Raw genomic sequence first — 18,955 nt, forward strand, 5'->3', positions numbered from 1 at the left:
ATCTATGAGTGAAAGCAACTTTCAAGAAATTGTGAGAAATGTTGATAAAAGATCTATTACTCTAATAAAAATGGATATTGAAAAATCTATTGCTTTGAAAGAAACTGCAGGTAATCGAGAACATATAACTCTTGCCCTTCGCCATAATTTTTTTGAAAAAACAAGAAAAAATAGTATATGTATTTTAGAGCTAAACTATAAGAATGATTTAAGCGTGACAGAGTATCTATTGGGAGTAGTGACCAACAAGGCAGCAATTACAACCTTTGAAACAAGAGTATCTATTAGTAGTTTAAGTAGAATATACATGTCATCTTTTGTTGATTTATCTTTAAAATTTAAAGATGAAAAAATAGAAAAAACCTTTAGGAATAAGCTGTCTTCAGAGTTAGAAGTAATAAATCTCACTTCTGCCACTAGCAGGGCTACTATTCATGCATTACTTGAAGATAAAAATAATCACTATGCTCTAATTAAAATTTCTAAGATATTAAATATATCTAAGTCAAAAGATTATATAGATCTAGTTCAAGAAGATGCTGAAAATATGGCATTAAAAATCTTCGGGATTAATGTGAATAAAAAGACTAGATATGAAAGTAGACTATATGAAGATAATATAATTCAAACCGATCTTAATAATTTAGAAGGTTTCACTAAGGTTGCAGCAGATTATACAGGTAAAGTTTGTTATATTAAAAATCAAGAGCGGTTAACCATATATCATTCTAATAAATTGCCTTTAGAGAAAATGCTTGGTGTAGATTTAATTTACATCAATGAAACGATGGATTCTGTAGTAATGATTCAGTATAAAATGCTTGAGAGACAGTATGAAGACTGGGTTTTTAGACCTGATCTACAAATGACAAAAGAAATATCAAGAATGAAGCTGCCGGACTCTTCAGGAAATCACGAAGGCTATAGATTGAATAGCAACCCATTCTTTTTTAAATTTATAAAAAGAGAAGCCGAGGGGTTAGGTTCTTCGTTTGTGATTTCCTTACAGCATTATCAGCATTATATTTCTACAGAAAATGCTAAAGGTCCTAGAGGCGGCGAACGAATAGGGTTTGAAACACTTAAACGTAACTATTTAACTTCAAGTGACATTATAAATTTGATTCGTTCTGGTTATGTTGGTACTCATGTTCAAGAAACTAAAGCGATAAAAATTATTGTTGATGAAGTCGCAAAAGGAAATAAAGAAGTAATAATTGCATGGCAAGATAAACTTGAGCAAAGTTAATTCTCAACCCAACGCCGAAAAGAACACCATCAATACTGGCGATACGATGTTAATAATAAAGCCAAAACTGATGGCCAGCGGCACAACTTTGAGACCACCTGATTGCTGGATAATCGGCAAAGTAAAATCCAAGCTGGTCGCGCCCCCAAGCCCAACAGCAGCGGAAGGGTATTTGTGCATAAAAACAGGGATGAATAGTAACGCAAAAAACTCACGTACCAAATCATTAAATAGCGCGACACTACCCCAAACTGCGCCATAAGCATCCGTCATCACAATCGCTGAGAGCGAATACCAGCCAAATCCTGACGCCAACGCTAAGCCTTTCGTCCATGACACATCTGTGAACATTAATGCAAAAATCAGTCCGCCGACCAATACTGACAGCGTAAAGATAATGCTCATCTCCACACCGCGTCTATTCAGTAGCACTTCTTTTAGGGTAATGCCTGACCCTTTTAAACCAATACCGACCAATAAAATCAATATCATCAATAGCACAGTCATGGTGTTTTCAGGTGGCATATAGTCAGCGGGTAATAAATAGCCGATTATCATACCAATCGCCACACAAAACACTTGCGCTAAGCTGCCACGAATACTGACGCGATGCGCTTTTGATTTTACGCTGGGTTTTTTAGCATGCCACGGGCGCACGTGGTCAAACAACATAAGCGCGAGTAAACCCGTGCCAACCGTGAGTATGGATAAAACTGTCACATATAAAGTGATCTCACCAACCTGACTGCCTAAGCCTTCCACTTGTGACAGCTCAATACCAATCAGCCCTAATATCACAAACACCAAATAAGACAAGCCTTTATCTGCAAACTTGGTCATGGTTGGGTTAGAAGGAATGGCAAAACCAACAAACATTGGCATCAATACCAGAACAAGAGTGATTAAGCTTTGCATGGTGATAGGCTCGCAGCATTTTTAATAGGCGTTTTTGACAAGCCGACGATTGTAGCACAATGGGTCATCATGATGGCACATGCGTTAAAGGGTAATGCGCACGCCCCAGTTGATTGATAAAGGAAGAATATAATAATGACAAGCATTTACCTGACAAACATTTGTTGCTACATTAGAGCATTCAGATAGCTGATTTTGATTATGTCACTTTACCAACTCAAGTCTCAATTCCAGAATCAGCTGCGCCCCATTAGCGATATGCTGGTCGAGCATCACTGTACCGCAAATCAAGTGACGATCAGCGCGGTCGTATTAAGTGTGGGTACCGCTTATGTGATTGCGACGCGGGCAGGAGAGAGACCACGTTTATGGTTGTCACTGCCTTTGTCTTTGTTCATGCGTATGGCGCTAAATGCAATCGATGGCATGATGGCGCGTGAGCATGGACAGGCATCGACAATGGGTGCGGTACTCAATGAAGCAGGCGATCTGGTAGCAGATACGGCATTTTTTATCAGCATTTTGCCGCATCTGAATCAGACAACAATATCGACCAATCACACTCATGGCCCTTATCAGCAGCATATTGTCAGTTTATCTTTACTAAGCATCAGTACAGAACTGTTGGCAATCGCTAGCAATGTCAGCTTTCGAGAGCGAGCCAATCAAGGGCCACTAGGAAAAAGTGATCGTGCGTTATTGCTTGGGGTGCTTGGGACGGTAATAGGAATGAAGTTACCGCTCACGCGCTTGAATGCTTGTCTGTTCCCATTGTTCCTCATCTCAGAAGCGTTGCTCATCAAAACATGTCTAAACCGCTTACGGTTTATCGCTGAGCTTTATCTGCGAAGTAATCCACCACAACTTCGGTCAAACTCTTTGGGTCATACTAATGACAATGTATTCGAGCAACTGTCTGCTACAAGAATACAGTTACCTTTAAAGAATGCTTCATCAAGATCAGATAATCTCTCAGAGATAACTCACGCATCGACCCTCCATCATTTGGATATTCAAACCATGTCTAAGTCTTCAACACCTCACTCTTTTCAGCAGTCGGCATGTAATCAGGCGCTGCCTATTAGCGGCGAAAGCTGTTTTAATGCCTACGATGGTACGGCGATTTATTACCGTTATTGGTTGACCATGTCGATAGCTGACATAAAATCACAAGCAGCCACTCAGTCATTACGCCAAGTGATTTTATTACACCGTGGGCATGAACATTCGGGCCGATTGGCAGAGCTTGGTGTGCAGTTTGCAAAGGCAGGTTATCAGGTATTTGCATGGGATGCGCGTGGTAATGGGCGCTCAGGTGGTATCAAAGATCATGCTGATAGCGTCATAGAGCTTGAACGAGATTTGAATGATTTTGTGCAGTTGGTCAGAGCGCAAACGGGCATAGCTATCGAAGACACGTTGATTGTGGCCAGCAGCATAGGGGCTGTGTTAGCAGCAGCATGGGTACATGATTATGCGCCCAATATTCGCGGGATGATATTGGGCACACCTGCGCTCAATATTCGCTTGTATATGCCGTTTGCCATTCCGACGCTAAAAGTGGCACGAACCTTTGGAATGATGTCTCGCGTAAGCAGTTATGTCAAGGCGCAAGTGCTCACTCACGATAAGGACGCGCAGGAAGCATATAATGCCGATCCGCTAATATCGAGTAGTATCTCAACGGATTTATTGATTGACACTCACGCCACAGGGCAGCGTTTGCTCGACGATGCTGCTGCTATCACCGCACCTGTTTTTGTGTTGTGTGCTGGCAAAGATTACGTGGTAGATAAACAAGCTGAGCGTGATTTTTATGAAGCCATTAATACACCTATCAAGCGCTGGCAGCTATATCCAGACAGCTATCATGCGATTTTTCATGAAAACAATAAAGCGGATGTGTTTGCAGATTGTCTTGATTTTGCTGAGCAAGTATTTGCAACGTCAGTACAAATACCAGATTTAAATAATGCGCATCTTACCAGTGCCAGCAAGGACAAAGTCGATCGTTTAGCGATTAAGCCATTTAATCCAAGCTTTGCTATCACACGCTTTGCCATGCAAAAATTTGGTCATGTCAGTCAAGCCATCTCGGCAGGACTTGAACATGGCTTTGATTCTGGTAGCTCATTGGATCAAGTGTACAGTAATACCCCAAGCGGACGTGGTGGAGTTGGACGTGCCATAGATAAGTTCTATTTAAACAATATTGGTTGGCAAGGAATTCGAGTAAGACGCGAGCACTTATTAGAATTAGCAGGAGAGGCGATCATGCATCTACAAATGCAAAAAGAGGCTCAAGACGGTCAGCATGCCTTTATCTCTGAACAGCCAAACCATGTCCCAAGATCATACACCCCAAAACTATTAGATATTGCGAGTGGTCATGGCGCTTATGTATTTGATTTGCTAGAAAAGTTTGACAATTTACATGCTGAGCTGCGTGATTATGAAACCCATAATGTACAGGCACTACAATCCAAAGCAGAGCGTTTGAATATGGGCAATCGCGTGGTAACTTATCAAAAAGATGCGTTTGATAGCAGTAGTTATCATAACAGTGATGCTGATACACTTGCATTTGATATTGCGATTGCGTCAGGAGTGTTTGAGCTGTTTTCTGATAACACATTACTTGCGACGGCGTTGGCAGGGATGTACGCCAGTCTTCAGGCGGGTGGCTATCTTGTTTATACCAATCAACCTTGGCATCCTGAGCAAGAATTTATCAGTAAAACCCTAAACAATCATCGCGGCAGTAGTTGGGTGATGCGTTGCCGCTCACAGGCAGAAATGGATCAATTGGTTGAGCGTGCAGGTTTTGAGAAAGTATCTATGCGTATCGATAAGTTTGGTATTTTTACGGTGTCATTGGCAAAAAAACCGCTCTCTGCTGATACAAGTGCCGCTGACAAAGATAGCGGAGCATCCCTACAAGACGGTAAGACTGAGCCTACTAAGCCTAATGAGAGCCAGCAATGAAAACCGAGCACCCTTATGAGCGTGTTCAGCTTTTTTCTGGTGGTGGTTCGCGCTTTGGGTATTATTTGGGCAGCTATGCCGCGCTGGTTGAGCATGACCTCAAGCCGGACTTAATCATTGGAACTTGCGGTGGTAGTTTGTCCGCTCTTTTGGTACAGCTTGCGCCTGACCCTATTGCCCTCAAACAGCTTATTGAAAGTCAGGCGCTGTATAAAGTAATTGGCAATATCACCCATGTCCCTCCTAATGAGGTTAGCACTCGCCATAAATGGCGTTATGCCAGTCAGGCATTTAACCGTTGGCGTACTTCTCATCTAGGGGTGCGCCAGTCTGCCAATATGCATGCTGATCTTTTAGAAGAGTTACAGCAGCTGGCTATGTTTCGTATCGAAAACGATAATCAATGGCTTGATGCGTTGATACACTTGGCAAATGCAAATGAGCAGACAGCAATTACTCCAATGACGCCTGATATTGCGATTATTGCCAGTCGTCTTTATCAAGGGCAAACCGTACAGGCCGCCCTTGGCCAGCCGCAGCTACAAGAAGTTTTATTTGCGCCGCCACCTTTGGCTCATCGGTATCAGGCTCAGCTAATATCAAGTTCTACTACCGAGCCAACAGCAGGTTCTACGTTTGATAAGCTCATTTCTCCAGTCAATACACTGGCGCGTACGCGTATTCATCAAAAGGTGGCCGTACTACAAAAATGGGACATAGCCACCGCAGTTCGCGCTTCGATGTCGGACATGTATTATTTACCGCCCATTCATATTCAAGAGTTAGGTTGGTGCTTGGGCGGCGTGATTAATTTAACGCCTATCGAATTGGCAGCCGCTTCTGGAAAGATTGTTTTTGCAGAAACTAAAGCAGGGTATGATCGTTGGCTTGCCGCACCTGCTATTCGTCATGTTTTTGGGTTTGACCCAAATGAGCGCTTGGCACAGGTGCATCAGTATCAGCATAAAGATATGGCAAACGGTTTTGCCAGTCAAATACATTGGCTACCTTTTGCTGACAATGCAGCACAATTAGGAGGGCAGCAAGTGCGAAAACGCCTAAATATAAAAACAACCATGATGGAGCTGGTACACAGCTCTCACGATACGTTTGTTCGTCAAATGCACGCGCAGTGGGACTATGGGTACAAGCGTACAGTGAGCTACATTCAGCAGAATTTTTGATGCAATCAGTCCTCAATATAAAAGACTCACGAGCTATCGTGTGCTACTAAAATCAACGTTGCTTGCTGTGTTGCTTTTGATAGAAGCTACGTAAAATCCATTTTAGTAGCGCTGTCATTGTTTTATATGGGCTCAATTATTCTATTTTTAAACATGATGATTTATCGGTAGGCTCTATGATAGATGGTGTTGATTGTTCCTATGCTAATACCAGTAGCATCCCGCATTTGGTTGTGGTTGGTGGTACAAGTGGTATTGGCTTAGCATTAGCGCGTCGCCACCAAATGCATGGCTGGCGAGTGAGTGTGGTTGGTCACAATCCAGAAAAGATAAAAATGTTGAACCAGAGTCATCCTGATATAACCACTTATGCTTGTGATTTAACTGATGCAGTTGAGCTTGAAAAATTACTACAGCAGTTATCAGAAGTGTGTTTTCAGCGTTTGATCTATAGTGCAGGCAGTTATTTTAATGAGCGAATCCATACGCTTGGTCGCGTGCAAAGTGACCAAATGCTGGCGATTAATTTACAAGCGTTTGAGCATATATTTTGTTGGGCAAGTGCGCAGTTAAAGCGACAAGTAGAGAAGCAACCAGTGACTTGTCCTGCTACTTATACGGTGTCCGATGCTACACTCGGCCTTATTTGTATGGCGTCGATAGCGGGAGTGCTGGATTATCCTTATGCCAGTCTCTATGCCAAAAGTAAGCGCGCTATGATTGCCACTGCCAGCGCTTATCGCTGCGCTTTGCAGCCTTATGGTATACAAGTCACTTGCATTGCATCAGGCTATATTGACACACAAGCTTTGCGCGATTTAAATGAAGGTGATGCCAGTCATAAGCCGTTCATTATGTCCACTGAGCACGCAGTTGATCATATAATGCAAGCGATTAGCGAAGATACTGAGCTGGCAATATTCCCATGGACGATGCGTTACATCACTAGAATATTGAATCGACTGCCAAAACCTATATTACATCAAATACTACGCAATAAATTAGATAGGCAATAATGTTCTACTAGTAAGAGTTTTCCTTGCTTGCTGTTCGCAAGCGTGACAGAGGTTAAAAAAAATTCATCTTGGTAGAGCATTCATCTTTTTAAAAAGATAAATTATAGTCGGTCTTAGTAAAACCAATAAACTAAGGTGAATAGCGGTACACCAATCAGTAGGCTGTCAATTCTATCGAGTACACCGCCATGCCCTGCCAGCATAGTGCCCACATCTTTAATCCCATGTTGGCGCTTGAAAGCTGACTCTAGCAAATCCCCTGCAATGCCACCGATGACAAGTCCGTAAGCGGCAAAAAAACATACCCAGCTGCTAAATGGTGTCAACCAAATCCCAAATATCGTAGCCAGTACGGCAGCAGCGACTCCCCCAAATAGGGCACCTTCAATGCTTTTGTTAGGACTGATAGTTGGCGCAAGATTACGTTTGAATAGCTTGTTTTTGAGCCACTTTCCACATAAGTATTGAGCAATATCGTTAAATTGACTCGAAAATAACACGAACAATAATACGCCATACTCGCTACGTTGCCATGCCACATGTTGAAGAACAATAAGACTAACAGTCAAGCTGATAGTAGCGAGTGCTAAAGCGATATCAATGTCGTTAATTTGACGCGTATAGAAAAGCTTATTGGCAGAAGGTAAAGTGAGCGTAGGTTGGTTACTGGCAAGCAATATAGGCGGCTGTAGTCCGCGCTGCTGCAATTTATAGACTAGGCGTGCTTTGCTATGCGGTCGCCACAAACGAATGATTTCGTATAAGGCGCGCAAGCCTACTAACAAAAAAAAGACTGTCAGTAGCCATGCATAAGGATGCTGACCATGGAGGTCTATTTTTGCAATCACATAGCAGCTGCATAAGATGGCCAGCATCCACCACCATGAGCGGGCGATAAAATAAATCTTGGGTAAGCGGATGCGAATGGCTGGATAGGCCAATGCACCCCAGACCGTACTTACAGTCAACATCAGACCAGCCACAAACCAAGTATCAGCAGTCATCGTCCATCGTCTTAGTCATACATCACAAACAAAAGGTAAGAGTGAATTTGGCACATCATACCCAGTATCAATAGAGTACATGCTACTAAATGGAGACAATAGTATTGGGGCCATTTGACTCACTCTTTTGCGCTCTATGGGCTAGTCAAAGCAGATGCAGATATAGTCAGTTCGATATAAAATCGATACGTTGAGGGTTATGTGCGACTGGTATGAATTTTTCGTAGCCTCAGTGTTAGCAGCACGCAAGGAAAATTTATACCTGCCGCACTGTCTCGATTTTAAACTAAATCGGCTATATATTATCCTATGGCAGGCATTTTAGTTGCCACAACAGAGATATTTGCAGTCGAGATACCATGGTATCTGCTTGGCTTATCAATGCTATGACTATCCAAAGCAACGATTGGATAAACGACACTGGTTCGCGGTTTGCTGTCCGTGTCAGGATAATCTAGCCGCGCATGACCACCACGACTTTCACAGCGTTGATACGCAGACTGAATAATAAGAGAGGCTAAGGATAATTGCTGCTTTAACTGAAAATATGCTAGCGAATGAAGTATAGCAGATTCATCAACACAATTTGAGCAATTTAAGTCAGTCCTATTAGGACTATGACTCTCGGTTCTATCTTTTGAAAGAATAGAGGTTTTTTTATCAGACGGTGCGTGCAATGCTTGTTGCCATTGCTGTACTTGTAGGAGCGCTTGCTTTAGTTTGTCAGCATGACGCACGATACCCATGTTGTTTGTCATCAGCAGTTTTAAGGCAGCAGTTATTTCGACAACATCAACATCAACGTCAATATCAATGCCAACATTGCAACGCGTATTGGTTATATCTTCATTGGCATATAAACGAGAGCGAGAAGGCGACAAGGCCACAGACTGAGTGTTTGTAAGGCAGGGTAGTGCCCAAGCAGTAAACACTGGTTTCACTGAACTATTATCGCATAAAGGGCTATTATATTCTGTGACGGCTGTTAAATATTGAGGCAAATGCAGCGCAATATGACGACCGACGACCACGCATTCTAGTAAGGAATTACTGGCCAAGCGATTGGCGCCATGCAATCCAGTATAGGCAACTTCACCAGCCGCATAAAGCCCTATCACATCGGTCAAACCGTCCGCAGACGTCACCACGCCGCCGCAGCTATAATGGGCAATCGGCGCTACGGGAATAGGCTCAGCAGTCATATCAATGCCAAGTGTCTGCAATGTTTGGTAAATCTGCGGAAAATGCGCCTTTAAGAATGCTGCTGGCAAGTGGCTGACATCAAGATGTACGTAACCCAGACCATTACTATCAATTTGTTCAGCGATAGCCCGAGCCACGATATCGCGCGGCGCAAGCTCAGCGCGCGCGTCAATATCTAGCATAAATCGTGTACCAGTTCGTGGACAATATAACCGTCCACCTTCACCGCGCAATGCTTCGGATATCAAAAAGCGACTATCGCCAAGTGCCAAACCTGTCGGATGAAATTGAACAAACTCTAGATTGGCCAAGCGGCAACCTGCTTGCCATGCCATCATGACGCCATCACCCACGCAGACATCAGGCGCACTGGCGCGCTTAAACAGCTGCCCTAAGCCGCCACTGGCCAATACGACAGCGCTACTATGAAAGGTAAATCGGCGCTGATTAGTATGATCAAAAACATGCGCCCCATAACAGTGATTAATGACTGTATTATCCAAGTGACTACTGAATGGTGCGGTCAACAAGGCTAACGCTTCATGGTAGGGAAGGATAGTAATGTTGCTCGCTGCTTGAGCTTTAATAAGCAGCGCTTCCATAATATACCGACCAGTCGCATCATCTGCATGAGCGACGCGGCGACGACCATGACCGCCTTCTTTGGTTAAATGCAAGTTGCTGGTTTGAGCGTTACCGGGACGTAGAGCAGCGGTGTTTCGCTGAGTATCTGAGTCAGGTATTTGGGTAAAAGGCACACCTTGTTGGCATAGCCATTCAACTGCTTGTTGTCCTGCGCTTAAAATACGAGCGGTATTATCAACCTCACACAATCCTGCCCCAGCAACCAAGGTATCAGCGATATGATCGGCAACAGTATCCTCTTCATCTAAGCTTGCGGCGATACCCCCTTGCGCATAGTGACTGGAGCAAATCTCAAGTGCAGATTTGCTCAGTACGGTGATCGTAAGCGATTTTGGTAGAGAGAGCGCTGTGCTCAACCCCGCCAGACCCGCACCAATGATTAAGACATCCGTTTGTCTTATATCCTCTTTGCTATGCATATCACCAATGACGCTACCTAGGTTGATGGCGCTACTCATGTTAAGCAGCTCCTACATTGGCAAACAAAGAGCGGTCTTTTACAATATCGCCACTGCTTGCCACACGTTGTTTTTGTGATTCAGCAAAATCAAGCATACGTTGTAAGGGTTTTTTTGCGGCTGTTGCCAACTCAGGCGTCATCAGCACTTCACCGCTGTGATGGGTCAGGCAGTGCTCGATACCCTGCAAGCCATTCATTGCCATCCATGGACAAAAAGCACAGCTCTTGCAACTGGCGCTTTCACCAGCGGTTGGAGCGGCTAAGAAGCGCTTGGTCGGTGAGCGTTTTTGCATCTCATGCAAGATACCTAAGTCGGTAGCAACAATAAACGTATCGGCGTCCATCTCATGCGTCGATTGCAGCAGCTTACTGGTTGAACCAACCACATCAGCGAGCGCCACGACGCTATCAGGAGATTCAGGATGTACCAATACTTTCGCCTCTGGATAGGCTTCTTTTAACTGTATCAGCTCAGTGGCTTTAAACTCGTTATGTACCAAGCATGAGCCTTGCCACAGCAGCATATCTGCGCCAGTCTCACGCGCGATATATTTGCCCAAATGACGATCAGGCCCCCAAATGATAGGCTCGCCTTTTGCGTGCAGATAACGAACGATATCGATACCAACGGAGGAGGTCACTACCCAGTCTGCGCGCGCCTTTACAGCAGCGCTGGTATTGGCATAAACCACCACGGTACGCTCAGGATGAGCATCACAAAATGCAGCAAAGTCATCGGCAGGGCAGCCCAAATCAAGTGAACATTCCGCCTCCAAATCTGGCATGAGAACGGTTTTGTCCATGCTAAGTATTTTTGCTGACTCCCCCATAAAGCGCACACCCGCGACGACTAACGTCTGCGCACTATGCGCTTGACCAAAGCGCGCCATTTCAAGCGAGTCTCCGACACAGCCGCCCGTTGCCAATGCCAAATCTTGGATAAAGGGATCGACATAATAATGAGCGACCAATACCGCATTTTTATCTTTTAACAGCTGCTTGATGTTTTCTTCGATTATGATGCGTTCTGCGCGTGGCAGATCCTTTGGGATTTTGGCTTTGGCGTAGTCGATATTCATTTGAGTGGCAATGCGAGCATCAGTGCTCATTATTGGCGCATCGTATGGATAGCTTTTCATAATGACAACCCTTGATATTGTGACGACAATCGGTATGTCGTTAAAAGTGAATCGGTCAAATACTATTAAAAACAAGTTAATTTAATTATGCTCATTTTGAGTATAAATACAAGTGGTTTTTAGGGTTGATTATGAAAGGATACGATTCCTATAAACTTCGTTTTTATGTTTGAATAATAAAAGGTCGAGGTAATGGTAGGATAAGATTTTGATTTTAGAGAAATTCGCTTGCGATGGGGAGGAGCGTAAGTATATGTAATCGTAATTTTTTAATTTGAACCAATGCTTCTTTGTTCATTACTGTTTTGACACCGTTTTTAACTTTGTATCGTTACAACCGCAGGCTATGATAAGGGGACATTCAGGCTATACTAGCCATACTGTTTCCCATTCGTTTTATTACCTTTTGGCTCTAAAAATAAAGGATGACCTTTAACGTTATGACATTGTCTTACTCGCACGCCCATCAACAAGGTAGTGGCACAACCGAAGTAGTCGCAGTACTTGTGGCCATCACAGATCATACCGCTCGCGTCTTAACAGTCGATCAGGGTAAATTATTGCCCAATGGGCCACTCATGCCGCTGCATCGGTCTCTACAGGCGGGCGTTCGTCAATGGGTTGAGGAGCAAACGCAGCAGCCACTTGGATATTTAGAGCAGCTGTATACCTTTGTCGATACCAATAGGCGTAACATTGATGGTCATGCATTGGTTTATGTGAGTTATCTAGGATTGGTGCAAGAGACGCAAGCACAGCTACAAAGCCAAGCATCATGGCAAGATTGGTACGATTATTTTCCTTGGGAAAATCACTTACATGGTATGCCAAGCATGATTGTCGAATTTATCGTGCCAGCGTTACTAGATTGGGCAAATACCGCAGAGGATGATGTCAGTCGCCAGCGCCGAATACAACGCATTGGCTTGTGTTGGGGAGTAAGTCAGCCCGTTTTTGCAGATGATGTTCAAAATATAGGAGCGGAAAATCGATTAGATAAAGAGCCTACATACGAGAGTAAAGAGTGGGTAGCCGAGCATGTATTGCTGCGTTATGAGATGCTCTATGAAGCAGGGCTTATACCTGAAGCACCTACTTATCCGCCCACTTACGAGACAAAAATACTACCTGAACAATGGTCACAGCTCATAGGTGCGCCTATGTATTATGACCATCGCCGTGTGATTGCTACGGCTATCTCAAGGCTGCGTGCAAAAATCGAATATCGCCCCCTCATCTTTGGTCTCATGCCAGAAGTGTTTACGTTGTCACAGCTACAGCAAAGCGTAGAAGCATTGTCAGGCGTGCGTTTGCACAAACAAAACTTTCGCCGCCTGCTCGATTCACAGCACCTTGTAACAGAGACAGGAGACAGCAGTAGCGCTCAACGAGGCCGCCCTGCCAAGCTTTATCGCTTTCGTCATGATATTGAACTTCAAAGCTTGTTAATGGATAGCAAGTTGCCCAAGCGTAAATAAGAAGCTATTTTTGCAGTTGATGATGTCCACTTGGTTAAGCATGAAAACAGGTGCTTGGGTTGCGAGAGTGTTAGCTTTACGCTATATTTATGCTCATTTTGAGTTTAATTAAATCACGCTCATATTATCAGTGTATGTATATAAGGGTTAAAAATGACAGTCAAACAAGAACCAGCATTAGATGAAGTATTGCTTAAACCTTTGGTTGAATCCGCCCTAATTGAAGATTTGGGTAGACGCGGTGATGTGACGTCGCAAGCAACCATCCCAGCTGATCTGCAAGCGCAACTAGAGATTAAGACGCGGCAAGCAGGCGTGATATGTGGTATGGATTTGGCGCGTTTATCGTTTGCTTTGGTTGATGAGCAGATTGAATTTAGCGCTCATGTCAATGATGGCGAAACGGTGGCTGCTGGTACAGTGTTGGCGATCGTACGTGGGAATGCCCGTCATCTGTTGACCGCAGAGCGCACGGCACTCAATTTTATGACACATTTAAGTGGCATTGCGACCGCGACAAAAACGATCGTCGATAGTGTTGCTGCCTATCCTGCGCAAATTACTTGCACGCGCAAGACCATTCCAGGTTTGCGTGTGGTACAAAAGTACGCCGTACGCTGCGGCGGCGGGCGCAATCATCGCTTAGGTTTGGATGACGCTATTTTAATTAAAGACAATCATATTGCCATAGCAGGTGATATCAAAACAGCTATCCGCCATGCCCAAGAGTTTGCAGGTCATCTGATTCCAATCGAAGTGGAAGTCGATACATTAGAGCAATTAGAGCAGGCATTAGAGGCGGGAGTGAGCTTGGTCTTATTAGACAACATGTCACCTGACGTCTTATCGCAAGCAGTGGCTATGTGTAAAGGTCGCGCCAAAACAGAAGCGTCAGGGGGTATTACGCCTACCACCGTACAAGCAGTAGCGAAGACAGGTGTTGATTTTATTGCGATGGGATACCTCACGCACAGTACCACCGCCTTAGATATCGGTTTGGACTTTAGGGTATAGTCTGGCTTTTCGGTATTTTTATGGTAGTGGCTATCGCTTCGTACATGAATAGAGCATTGAATAAAAGTATTGTTACTCAATCAAAATCTGACATAAGGCATAAGGCAGATAAGAAGATTTAGGCAAAGTTAATGATTTTATTGGCTTATCTGCCTATGTTACAATGCCATTTTTTAATGCTTATTGGGTCATCTTTGCACTCGCACGATGGCCTTACTTTTTGTACAAGATAGATCAATAGACAAGCGAGCGCTCAGTGAATACTGAAATCATCAAAATAATCTTAGCCTTTATGGTATTGATTAACCCATTTAGCGCTCTGACGTTATTTTTGGATTTAACCCGCGGTTATTCAATGAATAACCGTCGTAAAGTGGCGCGTGTCGCTTGTATGACGATTTTTATTACCATTAGCTTTTTTACGTTAGCGGGCGAGGGGTTACTAAAAATATTGGGTATCTCGATAGGCTCGTTCCAGCTGGCAGGCGGGATACTGGTGTTTTTGATTGCGCTTAATATGATGAACGGTGAGGGCAACCCTGTTAAGCCTGATCAAGAAAACTTTGATGTCGATCATGTACAAGATGCACCGCCAACCATGGCCTCTGCTGTCGTTCCGCTTGCAATTCCGATGATGATTGGTCCAGGTGGTATCTCAACCGTCATTATCTACTCTTCACAAGTCTCGGGCGTGTTGCAAGTCTCTGCTATATTGATCGCTGGATTGTTTATCAGCTTGTTTTGTTATTTGGCCTTGATGGCAGCAGGTCGTATCAGTCGTTTATTGGGCGATACGGGTCTCAACATTATGAGCCGAATCATGGGTATGTTGCTTGCGGCCGTTTCTGTTGAAATTATCGTGAACGCATTACGTACATTGTTTCCAAGCCTGATATAACAACGGCTTCGATATTACAACAATGTGGTGAGCAAGCGCTTAGCATAAAATCTACCTGACATGCGTGTGCTAAGGGCTTGCTACGGTTTTATACAGAAGATTGGTTTGAGTTAGTCTTTACTAAACTCTTTAAAATCCGCCTTACGAATTTTTGCATGAATGCCTTTTGTTTTATCGACGACCTGTGACACTTCAAAATCTGTTGCCGCGCTCAGATAAGCATACGCCAATGCCTCATCAATACCATACTCTCTATTCAAAAAACCAATGGCTTCACGGGTCGATTTTTTCATGGCTTCGTCTAAGTCTTCATCCAATCCGGGCGTGATCCAAAACTCAGCATTTTCACCCAAAGGTTGCGACAGCGACTTGCCAGGGATTTTATCTTTACCCGCTTTTAACAATGTGAACTTAAAGGTTGCACGCGCTGATGCTTCGAGTGCGGTCAGAGCGACTTCACCATCTCCCTGAGCAAAATGACTGTCACCTGTGTAGAAGAGTGCGCCTGGTACTTGTACAGGATAATAGACCGTTGAGCCATCACCCAAATCATTGATGTCCATGTTGCCGCCATACATGGCAGGTGGAACAGAATGTACAGGCTCTGAGGTATTGGCAGCCACGCCCATCAGCCCCATGAATGGATTAAGTGGGAAGCGGATAGATTGACCAGATTTGGTTTTGATGACGCCTTCATAATCACCTTTGGCATTTTTTTCTATAGGCGTAAAGACGGAAACGTTGCCAAAGCGCTCAGGATGATCTTTCGAAGGATTGTTTTGTTGTGCTGTTTTTGGAAACTCTCCAACCAAGGTGCCTTTACCATGACGATTGGAGATAACACCATAAGGCACGCGAGGCTCGATTTTAATCACTTCTACTTTCAAAATATCGCCAGGCATAGCGCCTCGTATTTCAAGTGGTCCTGTCACAATATGTGGTCCATCTTTATGAAAATCATGTGCTAAGTCGGAGCCAGTAATCTTTTTGGCTTCATCCAAAACATAATCGGCTGAGACACCTTTTGATTTAAAGTACTTTTCTGCATCGCGTCCTTGATCTTCAAGTAAGCCTTCATGAGACACGGTATCAAACGTCACTGTACTTCCAGATGGCACGCTCAACACAGGCTTGGCATCTTTATTGGGTAAATAACCCCAGCTGATGGTTTGTAGGGTGGACGGCACGTAGTAGTTGCCTTTATATGGCCCTTGCTTTAGTTGGGTGGGTTTATTTGTGATTTCCTTTAAAACCTGAAAATCTTCTGCGTGAGCCAGTGATAAAGTGAGCGTACTTAAAACAAATAGTGACAAAGCCGTTTTTTTCAACATAGCGCATATCCTTAGTTTTTAAAAGCAATGGTTTTTAAGAGCGATAACTTTTTAACTGCGCTTTGATTAAGGCAAGTTCTATACCATGGTAAAAAAACGCTCATTCAGTCATAGAATCTATGGGTAAATGCTCGGATAAGTTCTAATTTGGTGCTATTAAACCATTTAAGAGCGATTTTGGTGCAGCATATCGCAATATCTTAGCAGTACTAACTGCGATATAAATGCCAAGCAAGGTATAGCATCAATATACCGACCAAGGCATCAAGGATGTTCCAAGCTTTTGGTTTGGCAAACAGCGGTCTAAGCAGACGCGCCCCATAACCCAATGCAAAAAAGAAAAAGAAGGATGCTGTGATGGCACCTGCGGCAAACACGAGCTTGCTACTGGCACCTGTTGAAACCATGCCAACGAGCACCAATGTATCTAGGTAGACGTGTGGATTTAGCCAAGTAAAGCCAAAGCATAGTAATAAGGCTTTTTTAAGACTGGTGACTACTTGTCCCTCAACGGTCATTGCATGTGACACTCGCGCGCTGGCATACAAGCTTTGTAAACCGTAGCATAGTAAGAACAGGACGCCCGCGATCTTTGCAATATTGACCACTTGAGGGTATCGTGCGGTGACTGCGCCAAAACCACCCACGCCTGCTGAGATTAAAAGCGCATCACTCACCGCACAAAAAAGACAGACAAAAAATATGTGCTCACGTTTGAGCCCTTGTTTAAGTACAAAGGCATTTTGTGAACCGATGGCGATAATGAGCGATAGCCCAAGGAAAAAACCAGAGAGATAATCAGGGGCATTCATAGTCGTGTGCTTATAGTTTTTGAGAGTAAGAAAGTTGACAGTTTGCTTACTGGCAGCGCCAAAAAAAGCTGTTAAGATACGCTATTGGATGTACGTATGCAATACAAGCACAATGAATGAGAGGCGAAGTGTGCCATGGTGGTAAGTTTGGCAAGAATGCTACAGTCGTTTGGACAAGCGCAGAATGACTTGCCAACGCTAGCGGCTGAAAATGCTCAAAGAGCGAGTATCAATCGGAATACTGAAGTCAAAGAGGCTGGAGTGACTGAAAAAAGCAATCAAGTAGGTCAGAAGTCCTCCACACTGACACCGCCTGAACGGGCGGATCGTATCTGTGATGCATTAGCACAAGTCACTGATATTGGAACACCCACGCCTTTGACGGATCGTTATTTGTCCAATCGCGCCCAAATGCGCCCCACAAATAGACCTCCTTTTGACCCAGATACGTTATGGTATCTAAGATATGGACGCTGTCCGATTATGACTGAACTGATTGATGTGGTTGATGAGGCCACCTTAAACGCCATGCCGATTGAAGCGGTTGCCATCCTCGATCGCATCAATGGTAAGCTAAAGCGCTATCGTGAGTGGAGCAGTGAGCTCAACGAACAGCAGCAACAGCAGCACAATGAGCGCCAGTTTGTCATCGATAAGCTGGTGTCAGAGAGTATTCCAGAAGCGTTGCATCATTATGAGCAGCTACAGCGCTTTAGCCCACATCGTACTAAGAACAGTACGGTTCAAGGTAAAATGACGGCAGGTGACATGCTGACCGATTTGTTTTTAGAAATTGACTATGAGCTTGATGAATTATTGGATGAGTTGCATCAAACCGTGATGAATCGTCTGGCATCGACGCATCGCTATGTCAAAAGTCGCACCCAAAGCTAGTTTATATAAGACCAATCCCATAAGGACGCTATGATGACCCAAATGACAGCGATGTTCGTGATGTTTGTTTTATACGGGCTGTTACCAGCAGCTGGGTTGTATCTGGGTTATCGCGGTATCAAAAAAGTCACAGCGCCCAAAATGCTGCAATACAAAGCCATGCCGCAACTGGGTTATATTCCCGAAAAAAGCTTGCCTAATGACGTCAAAACAGCGCTTGACCAAATCAACCAAAAAGGCGAAAAGCTGCGTCTGATTTATGGCGATACCAATAACGATGGAAAAATTGACGACAAGGATACGGTCAACGAAACTTATATCATGATTCAAAACCTGATGGACACACATATACCACAAGCAGTGGCAGACTATCGCCGCTTACATGATCTAGATGTGGCGGATGGTGCGCTCGCTGATACGACAAAAATTAAGCACTCTAACGTCACTGGCAAAGAAGCACTATTAGACATACTTAAGACAATTAATACCCAGTTCGACGATTTATTAAACGCCTCTTATCATCAAGATGGACAAAAACTGCTGGTCGCCAATAGATATCTACAAAGTCGCTTTGATAACCCAGCAACCACGGTAGCAGCGCCTTCTTTGAGTGATATTGGCAGTCCTGATACAGTCTCTAAGACTGATAAAAATAGCGATCCTATTGAGACAAGTCCTCAAGCAAAAAGTACTCAAGCAAAAAGTAATTAGGAAAAAATTACTCAGCG

15 protein-coding genes are annotated in these 18,955 nt (G+C 43.9%); 9 read left to right on the forward strand and 6 right to left on the reverse strand.

The window, feature by feature from the left end; translation table 11 throughout:
* Positions 1-4: 4 nt before the first annotated feature.
* A complete protein-coding gene (locus tag CZ794_RS07575) occupies positions 5-1,249 on the forward strand; it encodes a hypothetical protein (RefSeq protein WP_087041029.1) in 1,245 nt (414 codons plus the stop codon).
* Positions 1,250-1,252: 3 nt separating this feature from the next.
* Here the strand turns inward: CZ794_RS07575 and CZ794_RS07580 are convergent, their stop codons facing one another.
* Positions 1,253-2,164: a lysine exporter LysO family protein gene (locus CZ794_RS07580; RefSeq protein WP_087041030.1), complete on the reverse strand. Its 912-nt coding sequence runs from the start codon at positions 2,162-2,164 to the stop codon at positions 1,253-1,255.
* Between the two features lie 201 nt (positions 2,165-2,365).
* Between CZ794_RS07580 and CZ794_RS07585 the strand changes: the two genes are divergently transcribed.
* From CZ794_RS07585 to CZ794_RS07595, 3 genes are all read left to right on the forward strand, one after another.
* Positions 2,366-5,149, forward strand: a complete 2,784-nt coding sequence (locus CZ794_RS07585) for an alpha/beta fold hydrolase (protein WP_087041031.1) — start codon at positions 2,366-2,368, stop codon at positions 5,147-5,149.
* Complete coding sequence (locus CZ794_RS07590; protein WP_087041032.1) at positions 5,146-6,333, forward strand: patatin-like phospholipase family protein; 1,188 nt, start codon at positions 5,146-5,148, stop codon at positions 6,331-6,333. Before CZ794_RS07585 ends, CZ794_RS07590 begins: the two co-directional genes overlap by 4 nt.
* Positions 6,334-6,509: 176 nt before the next feature.
* Complete coding sequence (locus CZ794_RS07595) at positions 6,510-7,349, forward strand: SDR family oxidoreductase (RefSeq protein ID WP_087041033.1); 840 nt, start codon at positions 6,510-6,512, stop codon at positions 7,347-7,349.
* Between the two features lie 113 nt (positions 7,350-7,462).
* On the opposite strand, the gene CZ794_RS07600 is transcribed toward CZ794_RS07595, so the two are convergent.
* The 3 genes from CZ794_RS07600 to nadA all read right to left on the reverse strand — a co-directional run bounded on the left by CZ794_RS07600 (position 7,463) and on the right by nadA (position 11,800).
* Positions 7,463-8,353 carry a phosphatidate cytidylyltransferase gene (locus CZ794_RS07600; RefSeq protein WP_087041034.1) on the reverse strand — a complete coding sequence of 297 codons (891 nt, stop codon included), beginning with the start codon at positions 8,351-8,353 and terminating at the stop codon, positions 7,463-7,465.
* Between the two features lie 302 nt (positions 8,354-8,655).
* Positions 8,656-10,620, reverse strand: coding sequence for an FAD-dependent oxidoreductase (locus CZ794_RS07605; protein WP_256958948.1), 1,965 nt, complete (start codon positions 10,618-10,620; stop codon positions 8,656-8,658).
* Between the two features lie 40 nt (positions 10,621-10,660).
* Entirely contained in the window at positions 10,661-11,800 is a 1,140-nt protein-coding gene (nadA, locus tag CZ794_RS07610) for a quinolinate synthase NadA (protein WP_087041036.1), read from the reverse strand.
* Between the two features lie 440 nt (positions 11,801-12,240).
* Between nadA and CZ794_RS07615 the strand changes: the two genes are divergently transcribed.
* From CZ794_RS07615 to CZ794_RS07625, 3 genes are all read left to right on the forward strand, one after another.
* Positions 12,241-13,278: a hypothetical protein gene (locus tag CZ794_RS07615; protein WP_087041037.1), complete on the forward strand. Its 1,038-nt coding sequence runs from the start codon at positions 12,241-12,243 to the stop codon at positions 13,276-13,278.
* 153 nt (positions 13,279-13,431) lie between these two features.
* Positions 13,432-14,292, forward strand: a complete 861-nt coding sequence (nadC, locus tag CZ794_RS07620) for a carboxylating nicotinate-nucleotide diphosphorylase (protein WP_087041038.1) — start codon at positions 13,432-13,434, stop codon at positions 14,290-14,292.
* A 256-nt stretch (positions 14,293-14,548) separates the two neighbouring features.
* Positions 14,549-15,190, forward strand: coding sequence for a MarC family protein (locus CZ794_RS07625; RefSeq protein ID WP_087041039.1), 642 nt, complete (start codon positions 14,549-14,551; stop codon positions 15,188-15,190).
* Between the two features lie 110 nt (positions 15,191-15,300).
* Here CZ794_RS07625 and CZ794_RS07630 read toward each other — a convergent pair whose 3' ends face one another.
* Together CZ794_RS07630 and CZ794_RS07635 are read right to left on the reverse strand one after the other, a co-directional pair.
* On the reverse strand, positions 15,301-16,521 hold the full coding sequence (locus tag CZ794_RS07630) for an acetamidase/formamidase family protein (protein ID WP_087041040.1): 1,221 nt from the start codon (positions 16,519-16,521) through the stop codon (positions 15,301-15,303).
* A gap of 209 nt (positions 16,522-16,730) precedes the next feature.
* Positions 16,731-17,333, reverse strand: coding sequence for a LysE/ArgO family amino acid transporter (locus CZ794_RS07635; RefSeq protein WP_087041041.1), 603 nt, complete (start codon positions 17,331-17,333; stop codon positions 16,731-16,733).
* Between the two features lie 135 nt (positions 17,334-17,468).
* Between CZ794_RS07635 and CZ794_RS07640 the strand changes: the two genes are divergently transcribed.
* Entirely contained in the window at positions 17,469-18,227 is a 759-nt protein-coding gene (locus tag CZ794_RS07640) for a hypothetical protein (RefSeq protein ID WP_227681580.1), read from the forward strand.
* A 30-nt stretch (positions 18,228-18,257) separates the two neighbouring features.
* A complete protein-coding gene (locus CZ794_RS07645) occupies positions 18,258-18,938 on the forward strand; it encodes a hypothetical protein (RefSeq protein ID WP_256958914.1) in 681 nt (226 codons plus the stop codon).
* Positions 18,939-18,955: the final 17 nt, after the last annotated feature.

This window comes from Psychrobacter sp. JB385 (assembly GCF_900163785.1).
Taxonomy (GTDB): Bacteria; Pseudomonadota; Gammaproteobacteria; order Pseudomonadales; family Moraxellaceae; genus Psychrobacter.